Origin of the sequence: Dyadobacter flavalbus (assembly GCF_006149045.1) — a bacterium.
In the GTDB taxonomy this organism is placed as follows: domain Bacteria; phylum Bacteroidota; class Bacteroidia; order Cytophagales; family Spirosomataceae; genus Dyadobacter; species Dyadobacter flavalbus.
The window spans coordinates 206,108-230,098 of sequence record NZ_VBSN01000071.1 but is presented as its reverse complement, the minus strand read 5'-3'; the positions used below and the strand labels follow the sequence as shown (position 1 = coordinate 230,098).

Here is a 23,991-nt window from a genome sequence, read left to right as displayed (position 1 = left end):
TATTCCCTAATGAAGATACATTTTATCAGCTAAAGTAACATTCCTGAATTAATTCCAAGAACTCCACCCGACATCCTTAAAGATTTCTCTGCCGTTTAAAAAGTAAACTTACATTTTGTAAAATAAATTTTATAAATATGTAGTATAATCAGAGAGTTTTTCCTAACTTATGTTATAAACCGCAACAAAATTATCTTAACCTACACAATTTATTTGACAAGAATATAATGAAATCCAGATTTACAATCGAATCTTTGGAAATGGCAATAACCGGAATAAACGCCGGATTATGGAGTTGGGATCTGGAAACCGATCAACAGTTCTGGTCTGATTACTTCATTAAAATGCTGGAATACAATCCGGATGAAGTGCAGCCCGGTTACAGGTATTTCACCGAGGTACTGATTCATCCTGATGATGTACTTACAGTTACCGAAGCCGTAAAGGCACAGCTTGAAAACAAAGTGCCGTACAAAGTTGAGGTCAGGCTAAAAACAAAAAACAGCGGATACAAATATTTTGAGTGCAGCGGCACAGCAAAATTTCAGGATGGAAAACCCGTGCATATGGTTGGCGTTGTCACCGACATCCATGAGCGGAGAATGCTGGAAGAAAAGATTATCAAAAACGATGCCCTGCTTAAAGAGGCAGGCAGGCTGGCAAAAATAGGTGTCTGGGAACTTGACATTGCAGACAGGAAACTTTCGTGGTCTTCCGAAATTTATGCTTTTCGTGAAATCAGTGAAACCGTAACGCCCCAGGTTGAATCCATCCTGAATTTATATAAACCATGGTCAAAGCCGATCATGGAAGAAGCGCTTGATAAAGCCTGCAGGTACGGTACCCCTTTTGATCTCGAGCTGGGCATGGAATCAGCAAAGGGCCGGGACATTTGGGTACGGACCATCGGAAATGCGATTTTCAAAGATGAAAGACCCGTCAAGCTTTATGGTGTAATGCAGGATATAACGGAGCAGAAACAGGCCGAGGAAAAACTAAGGGTTATTTTTCAGTACTCTACGGATGCACATCTGCTGCTGGATGAAAATGGTATTCTGGACTGCAACCAGGCGGCGGTCAATATGCTCCGTTGCAAGGATAAAAGCGAGCTGCTTTCCTTACATCCCGCTACCTTTTCACCTGAATATCAACCCGACGGAAAGAAATCGACAGACAAGTCCAGAGAAATGGACAAGCTGGCGTACGATACCGGACTTGCACGTTTTGAATGGATTCACAAAAAACGGGATGGCGAAGAGTTTCCGGTTGAAGTTACTTTAAGTCCGGTTCATATCAATAATGAAAAGGTCCTTCTCGTAGTCTGGCACGACATTACGCACCGGAAGCGTGCCGAAGAAGTGATCCGCAGGAATGAAGCCCTGCTTTCTGAAACACAGCAGCTTACGCACAGTGGCAGTTGGGAGGCAGATCTTGTTACCGGCCAGAATTACTGGTCCGACGAAGCATTCAGGATTTTTGGCCTGGAACCGCATAATGCCGGTCCGGAAACGGAATTGTTTTACAATATGATTCACCCCGAGGACCTGCCGCTTTACAAAGAGCATATCAAAAACGCCGTAAATCAGCTGAGCCCGGCAAGCTTTGATCTGCGGATCGTTATGCAGGATGGCAGGACCAAATACATACATGCAATCGGAAAGCCTTTTTGTGACAAATCAGGTAAGGTTGTGAAGCTTTACGGTGCTATCGTGGACATTGATGCACAGAAGAAAACGGAACAGGAACTGATCAAAGCCAAAGAAGCAGCAGAAATGGCAGCGGTGGCGAAGTCGCAGTTTTTGTCTACAATGAGCCATGAAATCCGCACTCCGATGAATGCTGTCATCGGCTTTATCCACTTGCTTTTGCAGCAGGACCCGAAACCCGAACAAATGCAGTACCTGAACATCATTAAGTTTTCAGCTGAAAACCTTTTGGTTCTGCTGAACGACATACTGGATTTCAGCAAGATAGAAGCGGGGAAAGTGGAGTTTGAGGAAGTTGATTTCAATATGCTTTCCATTCTGGAAAATATAAGGGCAGGAAGTCTGCAGCGTGCGCAGGAAAAAGGGATTCAGTTGAAACTGATGGTCGACAGCGACCTGAACATCAATCTTATCGGTGATCCTGTAAGGCTGGGACAAATCCTGACAAACCTGGTCAGCAACGCCATCAAATTCACTGATTCCGGAAAAGTCATTATATCGGCGTCCATTGCAAAACAACAGAAAAATACCTGTACCATTGATTTCAAGGTGGAAGATACCGGAATCGGGATTGCACCGGATAAACTGGAATCCATTTTTGATAGTTTTACACAGGGCTCCTCGGATACGACACGGAAATACGGCGGCTCCGGACTCGGGCTGACGATTACCAAAAGATTGCTGGAACTTCAGAACAGCACCATTAATGTACGCAGCGAAATTGCAAAAGGCTCCGAATTTTATTTCAGCCTGAATTTCCTGATCAGCCACAAACAGCAAAAGGTACAAACCGAAAAATTACTTACCAGCACCAATGACCTGAAAGGAACCAAACTGCTTATTGTGGAAGACAATATGATCAACATTTTTCTGATGAAGAATTTCATGAAGCAATGGCAAATTGACTTTCAGGTTGCGGAAAATGGACTGATCGCTTACGAAATGGTTCAAAAAGACGATTACGATATTGTGTTGATGGATCTCCAGATGCCTGAAATGGACGGTTATGAAGCTACGGCCAAAATACGTCAGCTTCCGGATAAAAAGTATGCAGAACTTCCCATTATTGCACTTACTGCTTCCGCCATGCTGGACATCAAGGATGTAGCTTTTCAGGTCGGCATGAACGATTTTGTAAGCAAGCCATTCAGCCCGAATGAACTTTACATGAAAATTGCTTCGAACAGGAAGAAGAGTAAAGACAATTAAAATGGAATGTTCCTGAACAGAAACTATGACTAAACGAAGACTTACTGATATTTTCTGTTCAGGTAACATGATCCATTTGCACAAAAATGACCCTTTTGTAATAATCCGGATCATATTTTACAACAACATGGCTTCCGTTGCGTAGCGAATCATATTTCGGATAAGGAAATGCTTCGGTTACTTCTGCTACAAAATCCGCTCCGTTTTCCGGCTGAATCTGTACCTGAACATGAAACTCCGGAAGATTGTTCAGGTATTCACCGGTGGGTTGTATATGCAGAACTTTCGCCTTAGCCTGTACACCTTCCTTCAATATTCTCCTTTTACGTTCTTCATGGATTTTTTTACGTAATGATGAAACAATCCAGAACACCACCATGCATAATAAAATAATACTTGCTCCAATTTCTCTGTTATTTTCCACGGCTGTATGATTATTGATTCTGCAACTGCTCAAATTAAGCAGGCATCCATCAAAATTACAGGATGCATTTATTCTCCGGCAAAGCAATTATCCAATGGAAAGCAACGATTCTGTTTTACATAAAAAAAGCAGTCAGATGTACAAAAAAGTATACTGAATTCATTCAGGCTTCTGATAAAACTGGAATAGAATAGATGATTTCGGGCAGCTGTAAAAAGCAAAAATGCAGAATGTAATCCGGAAAACAAATTACATTCTGCATGGAAATACTTATTCAAACAATTCTGCTTTTAACTGGATTCAGGACGTTACATTAAGTTCTGTATTCACGGATGGAAGCCGGTTGTAATCCAGCCAGTAATGGCAAATGGTTTCGAGCAGAAAACGAAGTTCTTCAAACTCCATCGGTTTCTCAATAAAGGAATTTGCACCAGCCGAATAGCATTTGTCAATATCGGATTCCTTACCACTGCTTGTCAGGATAATAACCGGAAGCGTACGCCATTTTGTAACATCGTTATCGGGTGTCTGCCTCAATAACTTCAAAAGATCATAACCGTCGATGGCAGGCATTTTCAGATCCAGAATTATCAATCCGGGCCTTCTGCCTTTGTATTCGGGCGAAGACTGGAGAATCAGAAATTCATATAATTCTTTTCCTCCCTGAAAAAAACGTACGTGATAATTAGGTAAAAACTTGTTGAAGATAGTGCGGATCAAAAGCCTGTGATCGGCTGAATCATCTACGACATAAACTTCTTTCTTGTCCATAAGGGGTTGATGTTTAGGGTATTTTAATTATCAGGTATTATTTATTCCATACTTTTTTAGCCAAAAATATTGTACCAATGTAACCTTGAATTTCATAATCTCAAACAGATGGCATGATTTTGGCTATATCGGCAGATGTTATTTAACAAACCAAATCAAATTAACATGAAAAATCTACAATATTATTTATTCATTGCAGGCTCCTGTCTTTTGACTGCCTTTACAACTTTGGACAAAACAGCGGTTCCCTTTCAGGATGAAGACAGAACGTTTGTAAAAGCAGCGGCAGAAGGCGGTTTACTCGAAGTAAAACTGGGAGAACTTGCCATGAAAAACGGCAGCTCCAAAGCAGTAAAGGATTATGGAAAAATGATGATCAACGATCATAGCAAGGTTAACAAGGAACTGATGAGTCTTGCCAGGAAAAAGCAAATGGAAGTTCCGACTACGCTGAGCCCGGAAAAACAGCAGAAATATGATAGCCTGGCCGCGGTAAAAGACAACACTTTTGATATGGTTTATATGAATATGATGATTCTCTCTCATGAACAAACCATCGGTATTTTTCAGAATGAATCGAGTGCCGGAACGGATGCGGATCTGAAAAAATGGGCGGAGTCCAAAGTTCCTGCCTTAAAGCACCATCTGGAAATGGCCGAGTCATTGTTTCAGACTGCGAACAAAAAATAACATCAAACCTCATAATAAATAACGAACTGTATGGATTTCAAATCAAATCAATCCACAGAGAACCGCCCGGAAGGAGACAGAATCCTGGATGCACCCTATGTTTTCACAGACATTCCCATGTATCTTGATCAACTGAAAACCGAAAGATCATGGTCGAAAAATGACCGTAATGCCATAACCGTTTACAAATCGGATAAAGTAACAATGGTACTTTCCGCATTGAAAGCGGATGCTGTTGTAAGCAACCATTCCATTGATGAAGGATTGAACGTTCAGGTTATATCGGGTGAGCTTAAAATTGAAACGGAAGGAAGAACTTTCTATGCAACGCCGGGCCAGATGATGACCTTTCATGCAGGAATTTCGCATGCGCTTACAGCAGTTTCAGATTCGGAAATCATGATTACTACGTACAAAGAATAAGCATCTGCGGTTTCAACAAAAAAGCGTTCATCCGAAAATCCGGATGAACGCTTTTTTGTTGGTATTGATGAATTGCTGTCAGCTTTTGTAATACTTTGATCGGGAATAAACAGCCCATCCCAAAGCGGTAAATGCTGCTGCTGCGCTTAATGCAAATAGTAACTTGTACGGTTCTGATTCCAGTTTTGGTACTACCACAACGCCTCTGCTGTCTGCTACTGCAGGTGATTGTACGTAACGGCCATGCTTTGGAACAGCAACATCCTGAAAATGATACGCAAGATCCATTAGCTGTTCCTGCATTTCTTTTCCCGACATCGGTTTTCCATGTCCGGTTGCCACTACTTCGGGTAAAAGCGATGCAAGCCTTTGTACAGAATCTTCTGCCTTGTACCAGTCATAGGTAAAATATTTTGGCGGACCGGAAATGACTTTGGTCTGCAGCATGACGCTGATCGCAGATTCCTGTTTGGTAGTTACAAATGCATCACCGGCAATCAGCACTTTATCCTTTTCTCTCCAGAAACTTACATGTCCCGGCGCATGGCCCGGCGTATGCAGGTATTTCCAGTCCGGTAAAAAAGGAATATCAGGTGTGATACCCGGAAAAGCCTCTACCCTGTTCTGAAGGTCCAATCCTGTTTTCGGGTACAGATCAGCCATGTATGACATCAATCCGCCGCCTACGGTGGGGTCCGGTGGCGGGTAAGCGGATTTTCCGGTTAGATATGGAAGTTCCAGATAATGCGCGTAAACCGGCACACTCCATTCTTCTGCCAGTTTCTTTAATGAACCGGTATGATCGAAATGACCATGTGTAAGGATAATAGCTGACGGACGTGCATTTTCTCCGAACAGTTCATTAACCATCAGCTTGATTTTGGGATAGGCAGTTTTTAAACCTGCATCGACAAGCACCCAGGTATTATCGGGTTTGTTCTGGATTACATAAACGTTGGTAAAAATATCAGTAAGCCCCCAAACGCCTTCTGCAACTTCAAAATAGGATTTGTTTTCCTGCGTCGGTACTTTTTCCATAAAATTTGGTTTAAGGTTGTTGGAAAATTATTCCATTCTCAGATAAAACTGTGCCAATTGAAATTGAATTGGTCTGGAAATGCAGACAAATGCATTTACTTTCAAACCGTCCCTTCAGGAATGTCAGGGAATAATTATTTCAAAAGCCGGTTCTCCATCTTCCATTTTCCAGACCAGTTGATCGTTATGCCATACTTTTTCAGCTATGATGTTGGTAGGATCGGTTCGGTATTGTGCTTTAAGTGTATCCAGAGCAGGTGAATCTCCAAGCTGCAGGAAAGTTTGCGTTTCATGAATTCCTATGCCGCCGTCCATCAAGACATTCAGATAGTAAAACTCTTTTGCAGGAAATTTCCATATTCTGTAACCTAACGGAGCATCCATATAGGAATTGAAGTATAACTTCTTTTCACCATTGACCAAATAGTAAATTTTAAATTTCTTGATCCCGTTGGCATTGGCAGGATCAAGAAGATCTTCCCCGGATTTGTTTTTAACGCTTATATTGATGGCTTGCATAACGACAACGCCGGTTTGGCGAAGATCTTCCGGTAACATTCTATTTTAAGTTTCCTTGCAATTGAAAAAAGCGAAACACAAAAATACAATGATACAATAGTTAACGGATCTGTTCATGGCTCTGGATTTTTAAGGATGAATATTCACGTTCATTTTCTTTGCGTAACTGAAATCAAATCCAAAGGATTGGAATCAATTAATCGAAGCTTTTGTCCATAAGACATCCTTAATCATTATTGGTTGCAACAAAACCATAAATGACAACTCATGACCATCCACAACAATCTTTCCAGCAACTAAACTATACAATAAATCAGCTACTTACAATCATTTCAAATTGTACTTTACACCCTACCGAATCACATGATCCACCCGGAACCATTTGTACCCGTACCCTTCCATGGAAAGACTGAATTTTCCGTTTGCAGCAGTCACATCGCCTTTTTCAGACATCAGATCGTATAATCTGGATGACTTGTCGGCGGAAAGAACTGCTTTTTGAGGTTGTGAGCTGAAATTATGCAGTATAACCAGCGACTTGCCTTCATATTCGTAACGGATCGCCAGAATCGATTCGGAGCCGCTTTCTACAAGTGAGTAGGTTCCCAGACCGATTTCAGGACATTCCTTTCGTAATTTTATAATACGGGTTGTCCAGTTCAGTAATGATTGCGGATCACGCGATTGCTGCGCTACATTCACTTTCTCATAACTGTAATCTCCTTTGTTGATCACCGGCCTGAAAGCTGTATCTGCCGTCGTAAAACCGGCATTTTTCTCGTTAGTCCATTGCATCGGCGTTCTTACCGACAATCTTTCTTTGAGCGAAAGATCATCTCCCATTCCTATTTCTTCACCGTAACGGATTACTGGCGCACCGGGCAGGGAAAACAGCAGACTGTTAGCCAGTTCCAGCTGCTTGCGGTTACCAAGCATCGGGGCGAGCCGGCGCCGAATGCCGCGGTCGTATAGCTGCATGCTGGTGTCGGGACCCATTCTTTTGTAAACCTGTTCGCGCTGTTTATCGGTAAGTCTGCCCAGATCGATTTCATCGTGATTACGGAGAAAATTGGCCCATTGCGAGGCTTTCGGAATGTCCTGCGTTTCCTTAATGGCTGTTACAAACGGTTTGAGATCGCCGCTTGCAAGCGCATAGAAAAGATGCTGATTGGAAAAGAAGTTAAACATCATATGAATTCCGTCTGCATTTTCTCCAAAGTAAAATTTACTCTGCTTGGGCTCCACATTGGCTTCTCCGAGAATGACAATATCTGATTTTCTCCATTGCGCAAACGTCCGCATATCTTTCAGCAACTTGAAATCAAGTTCCGGATTCTCACTTCCGATTTTACCGACTTCAATGATAAAAGGGACTGCATCCAGCCGGAAACCGTCAATGCCCTGATTGATCCAGTAACCGATTACGCGTTGCGATTCCTGTCTGACATCCGGATTGTTGTAGTTCAGATCAGGCTGAAAGTCGTAAAACCGGTGATAATAATATTCTTTTGCAGTGGAATCAAACGACCAGATCCCTTTTTGCACACCCGGAAAAACCATTCCTTTGTTCCAGTCTTTAGGAAGTTCCTTTGACCAAATATACCAGGAACGGTATTTGGAGTTCTTGTCCTTTCTGGCGCTCTGAAACCACGGATGCGTATCGGAAGTATGGTTGATGACAAGATCCATAATCACCCGGATTCCCCGTTTTTTGGCCTGAAACATAAACTCCGTAAAGTTGCCGCCGTTCCCGAATTTTCTGTCAATGCCGTAATAATCTGCAATGTCGTAACCGTCGTCCTCTCCCGGTGAAGGCTGGAAAGGTGCAAGCCAGATGGCATCCACGCCCAGTGTTTTCAGATAATCCAGTTTTTGAACAAGGCCGTCGAAATCGCCTCTTCCGTCTCCGTCGCTGTCTTTGAAAACACCAATTTCAAGATTGTAAATGACGCTGTTTTTAAACCAGAGGTTATCTTTAACGATGTCTTCCGAACCGGTTTTCTGTGCCTGGCATAAAGGAATTGTAAAGATGAGACATAATAAAGCATTTAAGGCGGGTTTGAGCATTGCGGAATCAGGTTTGTGTTTGGATGGAATAACAAAATCTGTAATACTTTACTCTTTTACAGTCGGAACGGATCACTAAAATAACGTGCCATGTACATACGTCGGTTTGCAATTTAGTGGGGATGGAACAATTGGTTAGTGTTGCTATGGGTAGTCATGGGTGGTCAGGAATTGTCATGGATTGTGAGGAGTTGTTGAGATCAGGTTGATATGGGTGGTCATGAATGGTTTGGAGTTGTTATGGATTGTGAGGAGTTGCTGTTGATGTTTATATATTGGGTTGTGAGTTAATTTCGGGTTTGTTGTTGTGCAGAATATTATTAGCTAATGTGTAAATTATTTGATGATGGGCTATTACAGTTTACTCCGGTTTTTTGAATGATTCAGGACTGCATATTTTACCAAAGCCCAGCATTAAGTATATAAAGCACTATGAATGAGTTACATACCAGCAACTTACTTTCAGGCTCGATTTTTATCGTTATTTTGAATTTTATAATAAACCCAAATTATGGAGCAGGCAACCACACAAATACCGACCCAATCCGAATACCTTTGGTGGCAGCAGGGAGTCATATATCAGATTTATCCGCGTTCATATCAGGATTCCAACGGCGACGGAATCGGCGATCTTAAAGGAATTATCAGCAGACTGGATTACCTGCAATGGCTGGGAATTGACTGCATATGGCTTTCACCCGTTTTTCTTTCCCCAATGGCCGATTTCGGCTACGATATATCGGATTACCGGGCCATTCATCCGATTTTTGGAACCATGGACGACTTTGATGAATTGCTCCGTGAAGTGCATGAAAGAAACATGAAATTACTGCTCGATCTTGTTCCTAACCATACTTCCGACCAGCATCCGTGGTTTCTGGAAAGCAAGTCTTCGCGGGATAATCCGAAGAGGGACTGGTACTTATGGCAGGACGCACGCGAAGATGGCTCGGTACCGAACAACTGGCTGAGCGTATTCGGAGGACAGGCATGGGAATGGGATGAAAATACAGGACAATATTACTACCATGCCTTCCTGAAAGAACAGCCCGACCTGAACTGGCGGAATCCGGAAGTGCAGGCTGCCATGCTGGATGTCATGCGGTTCTGGCTGGACAAAGGCGTGGACGGCTTTCGGGTGGATGTAATGTGGCACATGATCAAAGACCTGCAGTTGCGCGATAACCCTCCTGCTCCGGATTCAAAATTTGAAGCAAAAGATCTGATTTACGATCATTACATACCTGTTTATTCCACCGATCAGCCCGAAGTCCATGAGATTGTAAGGATGATGCGGAGCCTGACCGATGAATACGAAAACCGTGTACTGGTCGGGGAAATATATTTGCCAATCCACAAACTGGTTACTTATTACGGCATCGATAATAAAGGCACGCACTTGCCCTTCAATTTCCAGCTACTGACCCTTCCGTGGGACGCAGCACAGATTGCCACCGCCATTGACGAATACGAAGGTGCTTTACCTGCCGGCGGTTGGCCGAACTGGGTTTTGGGAAATCACGACAAACCGCGGATTTCCAGCCGCGTAGGACGGTCGCAGGCCAAAATTGCAGCATTGATGCTACTGACATTGCGCGGAACGCCAACCATTTATTACGGAGATGAAATCGGGATGCGGGACGTTCCCATTCCGATCAATGAAATTGTGGACCCGCAGGGTCTGAACATGCCGGAACTGAACGTAAGCCGTGATCCGGCACGGACGCCCATGCAATGGAGCGGCGAGATCAATGCAGGCTTTTCCATGCACAAGCCTTGGCTGCGGTTACCTTACAATTCGGCACGCGTGAATGTAGTTACACAAAAAGCCAATCCGTATTCCATTCTTTCTTTTTATCGTAAACTGCTCATTTTGCGAAAAGAGAATCCGGCACTGAATGTCGGAAAGTACACGCCGGTTTATTCTGATCAGCAGCTTATTTCCTACATCCGGGAAGATGAAAACAGCAGGTTCCTGATTATCCTTAATCTTACACACAGACCGGCTTACTTCAAACCGCGGCATGAATCTTACCGGGGACTTGTATTGCTGGGAACCGAAATTGAACGTACGGGCATGCAGGTCGGCGACATCATTACACTGAGCGGAGATGAAGGATTACTGATACGGCTAGCGGATTAGCTATTGGTTGGTATTGCTTTTAGCTATCGGCTCCTGGCTCTTGAAAGATTCTCAATGGAAAGAACCCATTTTACGCCGTGTATTTTCAATAGTAATGAATCCGGAACTATAAAAACATTGCAGTATTTCATCCGCTTCAACGCTTTATGAAATACCGCAATGTTCTGTTATCATGCCGGATCAGCTCAGATCTGCATTATTTTAAATCAGAAGATTATTAATCGACCGTAATTTTTTCAAGATTTTTTCTGGCCGGTCCTGTGAGTACATTTCCGTCTATGTCAAACCTTGCACCGTGACAGGGACAATCCCAGCTTTTTTCCGAATTGTTCCAGTCAACAATGCATTTTGCATGCGTACAAACCGGATTTAAAGCATGTACGGAACCAGCATTGTCTTTGTAAATAGCTACTTTTTTATCCTTGTATTCCACCACTGCCCCGCTCCCGTTTTCTATTTCGTTCAGCGACTTGATGTCATCAATGGAAAGCCGGTCGGCAATAAACTTATAAGCTACGTCTGCATTTTCTTTTACAATCTCGTTGAAGCCAGCCAATGGTTTTACACGCGCCGGATCAAACAAATCTGCAAATTCACTTTCCTTGCCCAGAATCATGTCACTGATTACTTTGGCCGAGATCGTACCCAGAATCATACCGTTGCCATTAAAGCCGGTTGCTGCATAAATTCCTTTGGCAGCCAGCGGCAACTCGCCGATATATGGCAGGCCGTCCGCAGAGACATAATACTGCGCCGACCATTTATAATCGACCGATTCCACATGATAATGTTCACGGACATAATTTTCAAGATCCCGGAATGACTTTTCCGGATCGTTGTGCCCGGATTTGTGATCATGGCCGCCTACGATCAGATATTTCTGTCCGTCAATAACATGCGTCCGGAAATAGTGATACGGTTCCTGCAAATCATAAATCAGCGCATCCGGATATTTTTCATCTCTCAGTTTTACTGCAATTACATAGCTTCTGTATGGCGCATTAAGAAAATGCTGGGGATTGATTCCGCCGATTGGAAGATGCGTGGCATAGATCACATTTTTGGCTGCAATGTCCTTTACATTCGTAATGGCATAATGGATTTCTTCCCGGGTTTCCACATCCTCAACACGCGTATTTTCCAGCACCGTACCGCCGAGTGCAACAAATTCCTTTTGCAAGCCGGTTATGTATTTCAGCGGATGAAACTGTGCCTGATTATCAAATACGACAGCTTTTTCATACGAAACCGGCGTTGGAACTTCCTGTGTTTCCTTTACCTTGACCCCCACTTTGAGTGCGCTCTGATACAAGCTGTCCAGTTCCTTGGCCTGTTTGCTGTCTTCCGCATAAACATAGCCCGGCTTCCATTCAAAATCACAATCAATTCTGTAAACCTGCACATGCTCATTGATAATGGCGACAGCCTCGTTGATAGCCGTTGCAAAAAGCTTTGCGGATGCCGCATCAAACGCTTTTTCCGTTTCGTCGTAGGTGGTATCTGCGAAAGTATTGATATGCGCAGTTGTTCCGCCCGTGGTACCAAAACCCACATTGTGCGCTTCGGCCACAATGCAGTTTAATCCTTGTTTCTGAAGGAGCAATGCCGTCGTAAGTCCGGTGATTCCCGCCCCGATGATCAGTGCGTCATAAACTCTGCCAAGGGAAAGATCCGGGTTCTGGCTGCTCAGTTCGGAATGGAATGATTGCCATAAGCTTTCATTTGCCCCGTCCCGGTTTGGTTTGAGATAATTCGGGTTTGTTATACCGCTCTGATCCGGATAATTCGGATTGCCGGTATTTGTATTTTGGTCATTATTCTCCATGTGCTTTGATTTTCTTGTTACCCTGCGTACAGGGATTAAAATCATACCAAACATCGGATGATAAAACAGAAGCGCAGATAATGCTCCGGATTTGGTTTGTAGAAAAAGCTCCACGAAAAACTCTTCTTCAGGTTCCGAAAGTATTTGACAATACAGGAATATATAACGGCCGGCCGTACAGCAGCGGATTCAGGCTGGCAAAGTTTTTTAATAGTTGGCAAGCAATATTTTTTTGGATAAAAAAACGATTTTATATATGCCTTCACAAATTGTAATGGATTGCAGCAAGTCTCTTGCAGAAAGAAAACTGACAGTCGCTTTTGCCGAAAGTGCAACGGCCGGAAGACTCGCCTCTGAATTCTCGCTTTGCCCCGATTCCGGCAAAGTACTGAAAGGCGGACTCGTGTGCTATGATGCCGACCTGAAAAAAAGCATCCTGCATGTTCCGGAAGATATTCTTAACAAATTCACACCCGAAAGCGCCGAGGTAACCAAGGAAATTGCCGGACGGCTGAAACCGCTTATTCCCGCCGACATTCATGTTGGTATTACCGGACTAACCACGCCGGGCGGAAGCGAATCGCCGGAAAAGCCGGTCGGGACTATTTTTTTGCATGCTTTCATAAAAGACAGATCCGTTGCTGTTCGTGAAGTATTCAAAGGGGAACCGGAAGAAATCGTGATGCAGGCCATTGACCGTGCCGCGGAACTGATCATGCAGGAAGTGGCTTACGAGCAGAAGATTCCGGAGAATGCGGAGTAAAAGAAAGGATTTCACTCTAACATGACGAAGATGAAGATAGGTGAAAAATTATTGAAAGAACTAAGTAAAAAGTACGAGCCGGACCGGATGGTCAGCAAAAAATTCGGCCGTTACGATATTGCATTCAAGACGGACGACGATGGCAACCCGATCCTGCTTTTTATCGGCAATGAGAACCCCGAAGGAAAGATCATCGGGCAGCGATTCGGAAGAGTCCTGATCAAAGACAAGGAAGGAAAGGTCATCAAAGACCATTGGGATAACCGGGGAAAAACCTGATGCATGCAGACCGGATGCTTTAAACGGCTATACTGGTATCATTTTTTCCTGTATACAACATTGAAAAACATCAATTGATTATTGAAATAGCAAACAGCACAAATTATGAAACAGCTAAAAACAACATTCGCTATATTAGGTTTTGCAAGTATGATCCTGTTTTCCTCCTGCTCCACTGAAAATAATGAAAATGAAGGAAGCGAAGGATCGGGCAGCAGAACAGAAGCCACGCCAAATGACAGCAGCGGTGCAGAAAGCACAAAAGCAATGGGCGTTGGTGAAGATAACCAGAATGACAGCCTTGGATATCCCTCCAATCAGGCCAACCTGAATCCGGATTCAACGCGTAGCAAGCATGATGACAGTGCTTCCACGGGCAATGTAAAAAGACTGGGAGATAAAAAATAAATCAAGTAACACAGCTAAAAGTCTCGTTAGCTTGAAGCTGCTCTTTTGAATCTTGGTTAATAAAAAATTATAGATTCCAGTAAATAAAAACCGGCGTTGAATATTCAACGCCGGTTTTTATTTTTTAACCTTTTACTTTTTACATCTTACTTTTTACATCATGTCAAAACTATTTGCTTACCCGATAAATTACGCCGTTGGTATCATCCGAAAATAGCAGGGAACCATCCGTATGCGTAGCCACCCCGACCAGACGGGCGAAATGTGCTTTGTTGCTGTTTACCAAAAACCCGGTGACGAAATCATCAAAGCGAACCGGCTTACCGTTTTCAAAATGCATACGTACAATCTTGTAACCTACCGGATTGCTTCTGTTCCAGGAACCTCTCATGGCTACGAATGCATCATTTTTGTATTCAGCAGGGAACATGGCTCCGTTATAGAATGCCATTTGCATGGGAGCCGAATGTGCCTGATAGGTCAGCGAAGGAAGCGTTGTTTTCTGGAGATACTGCTGATAAGTTGTATCGCCCTGCGGTCTGTCGGCCGGATTGTATTTTCCTTCTCCATAAATATAAGGCCAGCCGTAATCAGCACCCATTTTTAGCTGATTCACTTCTTCTTTCTGTTCATCGTCGCCCAGCCAGTCGATACCGTGATCCATTCCCCACATTTCGCCTGTTTCAGGATGCCATCCGAATCCGATTGTATTTCTCAATCCTTTTGCAAAAACCTTACGGCCGGAACCGTCTTCATTGGCAATCAGAATGGTGGCATTTTCACCGTTGGGCTCCGGACAGGCATTACAGGTACTACCCACGGTCAGGTACATTTTGCCATCCGGCCCGAATGCAATGGTTCGGTTGGGGTGCTGTCCGCCGTCAGGAAGATCGTCGATCAGTAACTTGGGCATACCAAGCGTACCGTTGGCATTCATATCGGCAACATACACTTCATTTACAGCTGCTATGTACATTTTGTTCTTGTAAATAGTCAGTCCGTGCGCCTGTTTGATGTTGGCAACTGTTTTTTTATCGTCCGCAACGCCGTCTTTGTTGGTATCCGTCAGCAGCATGACAATTCCTGCATCACGATCCGAAGCGTAAACAAAACCAGTGCTGCTCACAGCCAGAATCCTCGGCTTACCCAGACCTTCGGCAAATTTGGCGACTTTAAAACCGGATGCGACTTTAAGCTGATTAACATTGGCCGCATCCGCAGGAACCAGCGCTGGGCGGAACACGTAGCCTTCTACCTGTGTAGTGGTTGGCTCTTTATCTGTTTCGGGAATGAAAGCGTCCCAGAAGTCATCGTCATCGTCGCAGCTTGCAATGGCAAACCCGAGAGCGGATAACAATAAGGTACTTTTCAGAATGGTTTTTAGATGTCGGTAGTTAAATTTCATGATGATTGTTTGAGTATGAAACTGTTATTATTACTTTGACTAAACTTAAAATGTTGTGCCAACTGTGCGTGCGTGAGTTACTTGAAATAAAAAAGGGTTGGCAAATGCCAACCCCGTCCTAGTTTATCGATGAAATATCAATGAGCTACTTTTTCAGAATCACGAAGCCGTTTTATCGTATCGTGACCGCTTTTCAAAGTTGCTTTTTGTCTTGTAATAAGTGCTCTCAGTTCAGGTGTCAATACTTCTGACCGGAGTGCAGTTTCATATGCTTTCTGTGCAACGTCTTCTCCGAATTCCGAATTTTCAAGCGATGTCTTTCTGTCGTCACTGCTGAAAGCTGACTTGACATCCATCCATGCACGGTATATTTTACCTGAGAGCATGGTACCGCTTGCCGGCTCACCGCCCAGCGCACTTACTTCGCCCGTCAGTTCGGAAACATTTTGTCTGCTGTGTTCAGCAAGATTGCCATACAGCGCTTTTAGATCATAATCCGAATCTTCTGTTTCATCATATGCTTTTTTATAACCCTCAATACGGTCGTTATTTATCAGGATCAAATCGTTTAATACTTCGATTACTTCTGTTTTATCTAACATGACATTGATTGTTTCGTTATGTCATGAAATGTCAAACAACTGTTCCATTATAGAAAAAGCCGTATTCCGAACAGAAAACGGCTTTGTTTGTAGAGCTTTTTACTCGTATAAATGAATCAGAGCCGTAATCTGCTTTTGAAAATTACCTGGCGCTGAGTTTTTTTCTTACTTTACTGAGGAATTCGGGGGAAAATCCCAGATAGGATGCAATGTAGTGCTGGGCAACACGTTGGGGAATGGCCGGATACCGGTTCAGGAAATCGAGATACTTTTCAACTGCGGAAGTAGTTATGGTGCGGAAAAGCCGTTCCTGCAGCTGGGCAAGGTTCCGCTGCACCATCAGCCGGAACATGCGTTCAAAGCCCGGAACACGCGCCAGCAGGTTTTCCTTGTTTTCCGGCGTCAGTATGAGCAGTTCACAATCTTCCAGGGTTTCTATATACATCAGACTGGGCGTCTGGTTCTGAAAACTGGTGATGTCACTCACCCACCAGTCTTCAACGGCAAACTGCAATGTTACTTCCGCACCCGACGAATCAATATGATACGTACGGATGCAGCCTTTCAGAATATACGCTTCAAACTGGCAGACTTCGCCTTCCTGAAGTAAAAAGCTTTTTTTAGGAATCGTTTTAAACTGAAGCAATGAATTGAAATAAGAAAGATCCTGAGACTCAAACCGCATACACCTTAATGCATACTCATTGATTTTTTCAAACATAAGCTCCGTTTTAAACAATTATCCAGTTTGTAATGCGTGCCGGATTTCGGAATATAACAGTCCGCTTCCTCCCCCGTAGTGCCGTATGCATCCGATTTTCGGGTCAGCCGCACGGCAATGTTCCATGATCTGTCTTCCGGTTTCCTCATCCACGCCCACGCCCAAAAGTACTAAATCAAACTTGTTTTTTTCCATGGCTGCAAAAGCCTGTTCAGCAGAACCTGCACCAAAGCCCTTCCAGTTATCATGATTACCGATTAGCCGGAGTATCGTTTCCAGGATCTCTGCATGATCTGCAAGGACCAGAATATTTATTTCCTTCATGGTTGAAAGTTTCAGATGGATTAAGATTTAATAGCTGTTTTCCCGAAAAACCTTACCATTTTTCGGGCACTTCCATAATCAGCAGGCTTGCATCGCTTACAGCACGGAAAGAAACCGGAGATTCCGGCCATATTCCATACCCATCGCGTGTGTTCAGCAACTGGCCGTTTACTTCCACATCGCCGCTGATCACAAATACATACAAACCGTTTCCGGCCACTTTCAGGTTGTAATCTGTAACGGCACCACCGTCAAAGTCCCCAAGATGAAACCATGCATTCTGATTGATCCAGACGCCTTCATCGTCCGAATCGGGCGAAAGGATCTGAAGAAATCGGTTATGCCTGTCGCCGTCGCTGTAACTTTGCTGATCGTACCTCGGGGCAACATTCAGTTTATCAGGATAAAGCCATATCTGCAGGAAAGTAACGGGTTCATTTTCATTCTTGTTGAACTCCGTATGATAAATGCCCGTTCCCGCACTCATCGCCTGGATTTCTCCCGGCCGGATCACAGCAATATTTCCCATACTGTCCTGATGTTCAAGCGTTCCTTCCAGCGGAATGGATATGATTTCCATGTTGTCGTGCGGATGCCTGCCAAAACCCTTTCCGCCGTTGACGGTATCGTCGTTCAGCACGCGCAATGCACCGAACTGGATTCTGTCCGGATCGTAGTTTCCATGAAAACTGAACGTCTGGGCACTTTTAAGCCAGCCGTGATCCGCCGAAAAGCGCGATGCGGATTGATGCATAATGCTGTTTTTCATGATTTCAAAATCTGGTTGTTGACAAGTTCTATTTCTTCTGCCGAAATGGTATGCGGCCGGCCGGGATAAATGGCATAAGTTACAAATGCATTCAGCCTTTCGAGGGTTGCAATACTTTCCTTTACTCTCGAAACCGGAACATGCGGATCGGGATCGCCCGTTGAAATAAAAACCGGTGTTCCCGCGAAATCGCCTTTATAATTTTCTTCTGCAAGCTGCTGTCCGACGAGTCCGCCGGTAAGGGCAATAATGCCGCCGTACTGTTTTGCGTTTCTTGCGGTATATTCCAGCGTTAGACATGCGCCTTGTGAAAATCCTGCGAAGTAAATATTTTCGGCCGACATGCCGGATGCTTCAATTTCCGCCACAACTTCGCCGATCACGGCAAGTGCCGAATCCAGCGCGGGCTGATTTTGTGAAACCGGCGCCATGAAACTGTACGGATACCAGCTGTGACTGGAAGCGTTCGGCGCATAAATGGCCATGTTTTCCAGATTCAAGTGTCTTTTCAAAGAAATAATATCCTCCGCAGAAGCGCCCCGGCCATGCAGCATAACGATGGCTTTTTTGGCTTCACTCACCGGTTTTCCTGTGATGACTATATTTTTACTATGCGTGTACATAAAATCTTGATTTAACATTTTCAATGGCCCGGAAGCCGAAAACTGCACATTTCCGACTTCCGGACTACCTTTACTTTAATTCCCTTAACCCAGTTTGGGAAGTACTCTTTCGATCTGTGCACGGCGTGGCTCGTACTGTGGCGGAAGCATCAGGCCGGAACCCAGTTCTTCTACCGTTTCATCCGTAGCAAATCCGGGATTGTCGCTAGCAATTTCGAACAACACGCCGCCGGGCTCACGGAAATACAGGGAATAAAAATAATTCCTGTCAATTTTATCCGTAATCTGATGTCCGGCTTCCACTACTTTTTTACGGAACTGCATCAGAATGTCATCATTGGCAACGCGGAACGCTACGTGGTGAACAGATCCACCCGCAACATGCCCGGCTCTTTCTCCCGGTGCTTCCACCAGGTCTACAATGGCGGCCGTTTCAACGGCATCCGTAACAAACCGGAACCGGTTTACATGCTGTTCCACCAGACGGTATCCGAATATGTCCGTCAGGATTTTGGCCGTTTCTTCTATTTTGTTGCTGGTGATCGTAATATGATGAAATCCGCGGGTTGCGTTTTCAGCGGTAACTTCGTTTGTTTCCCATGGCGTACGGTTATCGGCCGTTTTCGGAACCGTCAGTTCAAATTTCAGTCCGTCCGGGTCCAGAAAAGTAATATACTGTTCACCGAATTTCTCTGAAACTTTATTGTAAGTTACATGATTGTCATCCAGTCTTTTCAGCCAGAAGTCAAGGCTTCCTTCCGGAACGGAATACCCGATTTCAGTCACCTGCCGGGTTCCTCTCCTGCCGGCAGGAATCTGGTTTCCCCATGGAAAAAAGGTCAGGATTGTTCCGGGCGTACCTTCCTTGTCGCCATAGTAAAAGTGATACGTGTTCGGGTCGTCAAAATTGACCGTTTTTTTCACCATCCTTAATCCTAATATACGGGTATAGAAATCGAAGTTTCTTTTGGCATCACCGGCGATGGCTGTGATGTGATGTATTCCGTTGATTGTGCTTTCCATGATCTTAAAAAGTTAAGTTGTTTGCTTTAACCGATACAAATGTACAGCCCCGGCCAGCCCCGAAGCATTGAACTAGGACAAGAAAGAAAGCTGGAAGAAAATATTTCAAATTTACCTTTTGCTCACGGACAGAAGCCGGAGAATAGTTGGATTTTGAACGGATGCAGAAAGAACCGTATGCTTGCAGAACGGTTATTAACATTTTCAAAAAGGAGGAAATAGCTGATTTACAATTCTACTTGTATCCATTACAATCATCCGGTTCAGTATATGTTCGAAAAAATTGCAAAAGCCGTTCATGCCTATAATCAGGTTTCCATTGATGCAGGCGAACCTTATTCCAACATTTGTCTGCTGGATAGGGAGCAGAAAAGCACCGAAGAGGAAGTTCTTGTGCTTGAAAACAGAATCGGCATAAAGTTGCCCGAAGTACTTAAAAACCTTTACACGGGATTCGGATCCATCAAAAACCGCAACTGGAACGAGAACAACTGCCTGGATATTTATTCCGTCAGCTATCTGATGGAAAGGCTTGATGATCCCGACAAGTGGGCCCGGACAGAAAGTCTGGGCATCATAGATATGATCAGGCTGAGCTGGGGAAATGACCGGTACGAACTGGATGAAGAATTAAGCCCGGCGATGAAAGCATACCTGAACAAGCATTACATCTGCTTCGGTCTGTACCGTACGGACGATAATCTGGAATCTGCCAATTACCTGTATTTCGATATGCACGGCCGGTTCGGTTCTGTATTTTATCATCAGGATAACTTTGAAGATCTGCTGCAGAATCATCTCCGCCCGATGCTGGAAGAAAGCCCTGCCACACACACGCTGGAAGAACTGCTGCTGGAAGCATTCGAAATCATTACGGAGCTGAAAATGGAAGAAGTAAGTGACGAACCGCTGGATAATTATTCCGGCAATGGATAATCAGCTTGCCATGCATTAAAATTAAATGTTAAAATTCAGCCTTTATGACAATGAACACGGAATGAAGAAACTGCTGCTGAGCATTTTGCTGGCGCTACACTTTTGCGTGTTTCAATTACATGCACAGGTTTCGGGGAACAACGATTACAATGCCGGATCGCGTGCACGTGCCAACAATCAGTACAACAGCCAGCAGGTATTGACTTACGCCGCGGCTAACCCGCTGGACAGACCAATTGTGCTGAATGATAAGGAGATTGTCGTTACGGTTAACGGGCTTTTCAACGTAATACCGGAAGATTTTGTGGCGACTTTCCATATTGTTCAAACGGCAGAGACAGCCGAAACGGCAGATCAGCTGCTTAATGAGCGCATTAAGAAGTTCAGGCAGAAATTTCTGGAAACCGGAGGTGACGCAACGAATTTCCATGTAGATATGATTTCGTTCGTTCCGAAGTATGAAGTGGAAACGGAAAACAAGCTTTTCAGCAAAACGTATAATGAAATTCCGGCTGGGTTTGAACTGCAGAAAAACATCAGTATCCGTTACAGGCATTCCGCCGTGTTGGACGAACTGATTACGGCTGCGGCAAGTGCGGAAATTTACGATCTTGTCAAAGTGGATTGCTCCGTTCAACAAACGCGAAGTCTGATCGACAGTCTGCGGCGACAATGCCTGCGTGAAATCAGGATCCGATCACAGTCTTTTGAAATAACCGGCTTAAAGATGGACACACTTAAGAAAACCATATCAGAAAACCTGATCACCGTTTACCCGCAAACCCGGTATTTCACGTATCAGGCGTATTCCCGGCCGTCACAGCATTTTGCTAGAAAGAAAACTGCTGCGCCAGCTTACAACGAAATGGCCAAAACAACGTCCAGCTATTATAGTCAGCTTGATTATGACCGTTATGATCTGATCATAAACCCGCTGGTTCTTGAACCTGTTATTCAGATTTCTTGCAGTGTTGCAGTCAAATATTTTCTGCATGCGGAAACAAAGCCAGCGAATGATTGCTTTTTGCTGACTCCTGCCGGAGAATTAAAAAAGTTCAACCTGAAATGAAGCACCGGATGCAATTCAACCGGATGGAAGACGACTTATTTATTGGAGCGTAATCTTGCTTCTGCATTTTTCAGCAAGGCTTCATCTTCGGTGATCCGTTTGTTGGATTTTGCAGCTTCGAGGTAAACGCTCATCGGATATTTGCCATCAAAGGAAAGATCTGCCTCAACCATAGGAACTTTCAACCTTGCATGTTTAATGCTTTCCAGATCAGCCAATGAAACATAACTCAGCTCAGGTTTGCCCTGACCCAGATCACAAAGGCCGAATGCAATGCTGTTGGCAGGATCCAGTTCTGATAAAAGCCAGATCGCCTTGCCGTACTTGGAGTGAAGTTTAACAACCGGAGCATGATCTTTCCCAAGTTCATTCTGAACTTCGAGGGCATTGTGGATCATGATTTCTACCAGATTTTGCGGTACTATTTTCAACATGGCCCAAAGATAAAGATTACAGATTTGAATTGAATACCCGCGTGCGGTTTAATATATGCAAGAACGTCCGCTTCCATTACAGTTGACGATTCTGTAAACAAACAGCTACGATATGTCAGAGCCGAGTTCATTTTATGCAAAAATTACGATTAAGCCGGAAAAGTACGAGCAATTTCTATGTTCCGGACCGGCGATTACAAAGTCACAATCAGGCTGGAAGGAATGGTGGCATTCCAAAACCATGTATAACAAACCTGAACTGACTGAAAATCTTCTTCATACCTATCATTATTCAAGTAACCAGGAAATCATTGATCATTGGCTGAAAGCCAGTCAGTCTTACAGCTTTTCAGAATACGACCGTGAAAATGAAACCTGGCATTTTGGTATCATATGGTTTACCAAAGATTATCTGGAAATGATTCCCGTATTGGGCGCAATAAGAGGGATTGCGGATTTTAAAGAAGATAATGAAAGTGATTTTGCTATTATTTACTCCTATTTCTGGGAACCGGATCACATGAATGCGTATCTGAAATTCCGTTCGGGGACTTCGGAATTTGTCGAAAAGGCAGATCCGGAAGATCTGAAACTTGCCCATTTGTACCTTACGAAAAAGTGGCATCAGTTTGCGGAAAACATATTGCTGGACTAAAACAGGATTTGTAAATAACTGCAGATGCAGTTTAAATACAGATTTGGTAAATTCAAATGTGACCTTTTGGCGCAACAGCTTCTGTAACACGCCAGATTGACGCGAAAATCCGGACTGGATATATTTTTGATCATGGAAAGTGTAATCAACATCACAGTTATGGATACATTTTCAAGCATGATTATCGGCGCAGTTGATCAGATCAAAAATGCCGTTGTTAAAATTGATATTTACAGATCGGCAAACGGAAAGTTTCGTCCTGCCGGTTCAGGCTCAGGCTTTATATTTTCCTCCGACGGGCTGATTTTCACAAACAGTCACGTTGTGGAAGGAGCCGATAAAATCATGGTAAGCCTGTTGAACGAAAACGAAATCGAAGCAACGTTAATCGGAAAAGACCCGGATACCGACCTTGCCATTCTCAAAATTTATGCACAAGGTTATTCCGTTGCCCGGCTTGGAGATGCCGGTCAGCTGCAGATCGGACAGTTTGTAATTGCAATCGGAAATCCGTATGGCTATCAGCACACGGTTACGACCGGCGTTGTAAGTGCCCTTGGCAGAACGCTGCAGACGCAGTCCGGAAGAATGGTCGATAACGTCATTCAGTCGGATGCCGCGTTGAATCCGGGAAACTCCGGCGGTCCCATGATCAATACGGATGGAGAAGTGATTGGCGTAAACACCGCTGTGATTCAGGGTGCCCAGGGGCTCAGCTTTTCGGTCAATATCAATACAGCCAAAGAAATTGCACGGCAGCTTATTCAGGACGGAAAGGTTTTCAAAGCATATCTTGGTCTTCAGTTGCAGGATGTACAAATCAACGAGAAAGTCAGGCAGCATTACAAATTACCGAACCGCAGCGGCATTTTCATTACCCGTATAGAACCGGATTCACCCGCATCCCGATCGCAGCTGCTGGAAGGTGACATTATTATTTCTTTCAACGACAAACCCGTCAGCAATTCCAATGAACTTTTTAAAGGACTTACAGACCGTCATATTCTTTCAGTTACCAACATTTCCGTCATCAGACATACCGAACTGCTGAATTTTATAATTGTACCAGCGGAAAAGAAATAACTGCCACTCCGGATAAAAACTGAGATGTTTTGGCATAATTTGTTTTGAACGATTTAAAATTCCGGCTAATGCAGGTTTGAAA

Annotated in this window: 25 protein-coding genes; 11 read left to right on the top strand and 14 right to left on the bottom strand. The window is 44.0% G+C overall.

Translation table 11 applies throughout. The features are described 5' to 3' along the window. Window positions 1-227 precede the first annotated feature (227 nt). Complete coding sequence (locus tag FEM33_RS24030; RefSeq protein WP_139014512.1) at window positions 228-2,915, top strand: PAS domain-containing hybrid sensor histidine kinase/response regulator; 2,688 nt, start codon at window positions 228-230, stop codon at window positions 2,913-2,915. A 58-nt stretch (window positions 2,916-2,973) separates the two neighbouring features. On the opposite strand, the gene FEM33_RS24025 is transcribed toward FEM33_RS24030, so the two are convergent. Both FEM33_RS24025 and FEM33_RS24020 read right to left on the bottom strand, forming a co-directional pair. Then, on the bottom strand, window positions 2,974-3,339 hold the full coding sequence (locus tag FEM33_RS24025) for a hypothetical protein (RefSeq protein ID WP_201747833.1): 366 nt from the start codon (window positions 3,337-3,339) through the stop codon (window positions 2,974-2,976). 300 nt (window positions 3,340-3,639) lie between these two features. Next, window positions 3,640-4,110, bottom strand: a complete 471-nt coding sequence (locus FEM33_RS24020) for a response regulator (RefSeq protein ID WP_139014511.1) — start codon at window positions 4,108-4,110, stop codon at window positions 3,640-3,642. Between the two features lie 165 nt (window positions 4,111-4,275). Here FEM33_RS24020 and FEM33_RS24015 point away from each other — a divergent pair, with 165 nt between their 5' ends. Together FEM33_RS24015 and FEM33_RS24010 are read left to right on the top strand one after the other, a co-directional pair. Continuing rightward, window positions 4,276-4,800, top strand: coding sequence for a DUF4142 domain-containing protein (locus FEM33_RS24015; RefSeq protein WP_161597221.1), 525 nt, complete (start codon window positions 4,276-4,278; stop codon window positions 4,798-4,800). 30 nt (window positions 4,801-4,830) lie between these two features. Then, window positions 4,831-5,223, top strand: coding sequence for a cupin domain-containing protein (locus tag FEM33_RS24010; RefSeq protein WP_139014509.1), 393 nt, complete (start codon window positions 4,831-4,833; stop codon window positions 5,221-5,223). Window positions 5,224-5,301: 78 nt separating this feature from the next. On the opposite strand, the gene FEM33_RS24005 is transcribed toward FEM33_RS24010, so the two are convergent. The 3 genes from FEM33_RS24005 to FEM33_RS23995 all read right to left on the bottom strand — a co-directional run bounded on the left by FEM33_RS24005 (window position 5,302) and on the right by FEM33_RS23995 (window position 8,847). After that, window positions 5,302-6,261 (bottom strand): MBL fold metallo-hydrolase, encoded by a 960-nt coding sequence (locus tag FEM33_RS24005; protein WP_139014508.1) that lies wholly within the window; start codon window positions 6,259-6,261, stop codon window positions 5,302-5,304. Window positions 6,262-6,384: 123 nt separating this feature from the next. After that, window positions 6,385-6,819 carry a hypothetical protein gene (locus FEM33_RS24000; protein WP_139014507.1) on the bottom strand — a complete coding sequence of 145 codons (435 nt, stop codon included), beginning with the start codon at window positions 6,817-6,819 and terminating at the stop codon, window positions 6,385-6,387. Between the two features lie 312 nt (window positions 6,820-7,131). Then, window positions 7,132-8,847 carry an alpha-amylase family protein gene (locus tag FEM33_RS23995; protein WP_139014506.1) on the bottom strand — a complete coding sequence of 572 codons (1,716 nt, stop codon included), beginning with the start codon at window positions 8,845-8,847 and terminating at the stop codon, window positions 7,132-7,134. Between the two features lie 511 nt (window positions 8,848-9,358). Here FEM33_RS23995 and FEM33_RS23990 point away from each other — a divergent pair. Continuing rightward, a complete protein-coding gene (locus FEM33_RS23990; protein WP_139014505.1) occupies window positions 9,359-10,990 on the top strand; it encodes an alpha-amylase family glycosyl hydrolase in 1,632 nt (543 codons plus the stop codon). 217 nt (window positions 10,991-11,207) lie between these two features. Here FEM33_RS23990 and FEM33_RS23985 read toward each other — a convergent pair whose 3' ends face one another. Continuing rightward, entirely contained in the window at window positions 11,208-12,815 is a 1,608-nt protein-coding gene (locus FEM33_RS23985) for an FAD-dependent oxidoreductase (RefSeq protein ID WP_139014504.1), read from the bottom strand. A gap of 256 nt (window positions 12,816-13,071) precedes the next feature. Here FEM33_RS23985 and FEM33_RS23980 point away from each other — a divergent pair, with 256 nt between their 5' ends. From FEM33_RS23980 to FEM33_RS23970, 3 genes are all read left to right on the top strand, one after another. After that, complete coding sequence (locus FEM33_RS23980) at window positions 13,072-13,578, top strand: CinA family protein (protein ID WP_139014503.1); 507 nt, start codon at window positions 13,072-13,074, stop codon at window positions 13,576-13,578. Window positions 13,579-13,608: 30 nt separating this feature from the next. After that, window positions 13,609-13,857, top strand: a complete 249-nt coding sequence (locus tag FEM33_RS23975) for a hypothetical protein (RefSeq protein WP_139014502.1) — start codon at window positions 13,609-13,611, stop codon at window positions 13,855-13,857. Between the two features lie 105 nt (window positions 13,858-13,962). After that, window positions 13,963-14,265, top strand: coding sequence for a hypothetical protein (locus FEM33_RS23970; protein WP_139014501.1), 303 nt, complete (start codon window positions 13,963-13,965; stop codon window positions 14,263-14,265). 169 nt (window positions 14,266-14,434) lie between these two features. Here FEM33_RS23970 and FEM33_RS23965 read toward each other — a convergent pair whose 3' ends face one another. The 7 genes from FEM33_RS23965 to FEM33_RS23935 form a co-directional block, all read right to left on the bottom strand. Next, window positions 14,435-15,670: a PQQ-dependent sugar dehydrogenase gene (locus tag FEM33_RS23965; RefSeq protein ID WP_139014500.1), complete on the bottom strand. Its 1,236-nt coding sequence runs from the start codon at window positions 15,668-15,670 to the stop codon at window positions 14,435-14,437. A 137-nt stretch (window positions 15,671-15,807) separates the two neighbouring features. Beyond that, complete coding sequence (locus tag FEM33_RS23960) at window positions 15,808-16,272, bottom strand: ferritin-like domain-containing protein (protein WP_139014499.1); 465 nt, start codon at window positions 16,270-16,272, stop codon at window positions 15,808-15,810. 142 nt (window positions 16,273-16,414) lie between these two features. After that, window positions 16,415-16,993, bottom strand: coding sequence for a Crp/Fnr family transcriptional regulator (locus FEM33_RS23955; protein WP_139014498.1), 579 nt, complete (start codon window positions 16,991-16,993; stop codon window positions 16,415-16,417). Window positions 16,994-17,011: 18 nt separating this feature from the next. Beyond that, the gene (locus FEM33_RS23950) at window positions 17,012-17,317 is read right to left on the bottom strand and encodes a response regulator (protein ID WP_139014497.1); all 306 of its coding nucleotides are present in this window, start codon (window positions 17,315-17,317) and stop codon (window positions 17,012-17,014) included. 52 nt (window positions 17,318-17,369) lie between these two features. Further along, window positions 17,370-18,086, bottom strand: coding sequence for a pirin family protein (locus tag FEM33_RS23945; protein WP_139014496.1), 717 nt, complete (start codon window positions 18,084-18,086; stop codon window positions 17,370-17,372). Then, a complete protein-coding gene (locus FEM33_RS23940; RefSeq protein WP_229214388.1) occupies window positions 18,083-18,727 on the bottom strand; it encodes an alpha/beta hydrolase in 645 nt (214 codons plus the stop codon). Before FEM33_RS23940 ends, FEM33_RS23945 begins: the two co-directional genes overlap by 4 nt. A gap of 66 nt (window positions 18,728-18,793) precedes the next feature. Beyond that, a complete protein-coding gene (locus FEM33_RS23935; RefSeq protein ID WP_139014494.1) occupies window positions 18,794-19,732 on the bottom strand; it encodes a ring-cleaving dioxygenase in 939 nt (312 codons plus the stop codon). A 270-nt stretch (window positions 19,733-20,002) separates the two neighbouring features. On the opposite strand from FEM33_RS23935, the gene FEM33_RS23930 reads away from it, so the two are divergent. Together FEM33_RS23930 and FEM33_RS23925 are read left to right on the top strand one after the other, a co-directional pair. Continuing rightward, a complete protein-coding gene (locus FEM33_RS23930) occupies window positions 20,003-20,668 on the top strand; it encodes an SMI1/KNR4 family protein (RefSeq protein ID WP_139014493.1) in 666 nt (221 codons plus the stop codon). 25 nt (window positions 20,669-20,693) lie between these two features. Further along, complete coding sequence (locus FEM33_RS23925; RefSeq protein WP_139014492.1) at window positions 20,694-21,737, top strand: SIMPL domain-containing protein; 1,044 nt, start codon at window positions 20,694-20,696, stop codon at window positions 21,735-21,737. Between the two features lie 35 nt (window positions 21,738-21,772). Here the strand turns inward: FEM33_RS23925 and FEM33_RS23920 are convergent, their stop codons facing one another. Next, window positions 21,773-22,171 carry a DUF2958 domain-containing protein gene (locus tag FEM33_RS23920; RefSeq protein WP_139014491.1) on the bottom strand — a complete coding sequence of 133 codons (399 nt, stop codon included), beginning with the start codon at window positions 22,169-22,171 and terminating at the stop codon, window positions 21,773-21,775. Window positions 22,172-22,283: 112 nt separating this feature from the next. Here FEM33_RS23920 and FEM33_RS23915 point away from each other — a divergent pair, with 112 nt between their 5' ends. Beyond that, window positions 22,284-22,826 (top strand): hypothetical protein, encoded by a 543-nt coding sequence (locus FEM33_RS23915; RefSeq protein ID WP_139014490.1) that lies wholly within the window; start codon window positions 22,284-22,286, stop codon window positions 22,824-22,826. Window positions 22,827-22,985: 159 nt separating this feature from the next. Beyond that, the gene (locus FEM33_RS23910) at window positions 22,986-23,909 is read left to right on the top strand and encodes a S1C family serine protease (protein ID WP_229214387.1); all 924 of its coding nucleotides are present in this window, start codon (window positions 22,986-22,988) and stop codon (window positions 23,907-23,909) included. Window positions 23,910-23,991 lie beyond the last annotated feature (82 nt).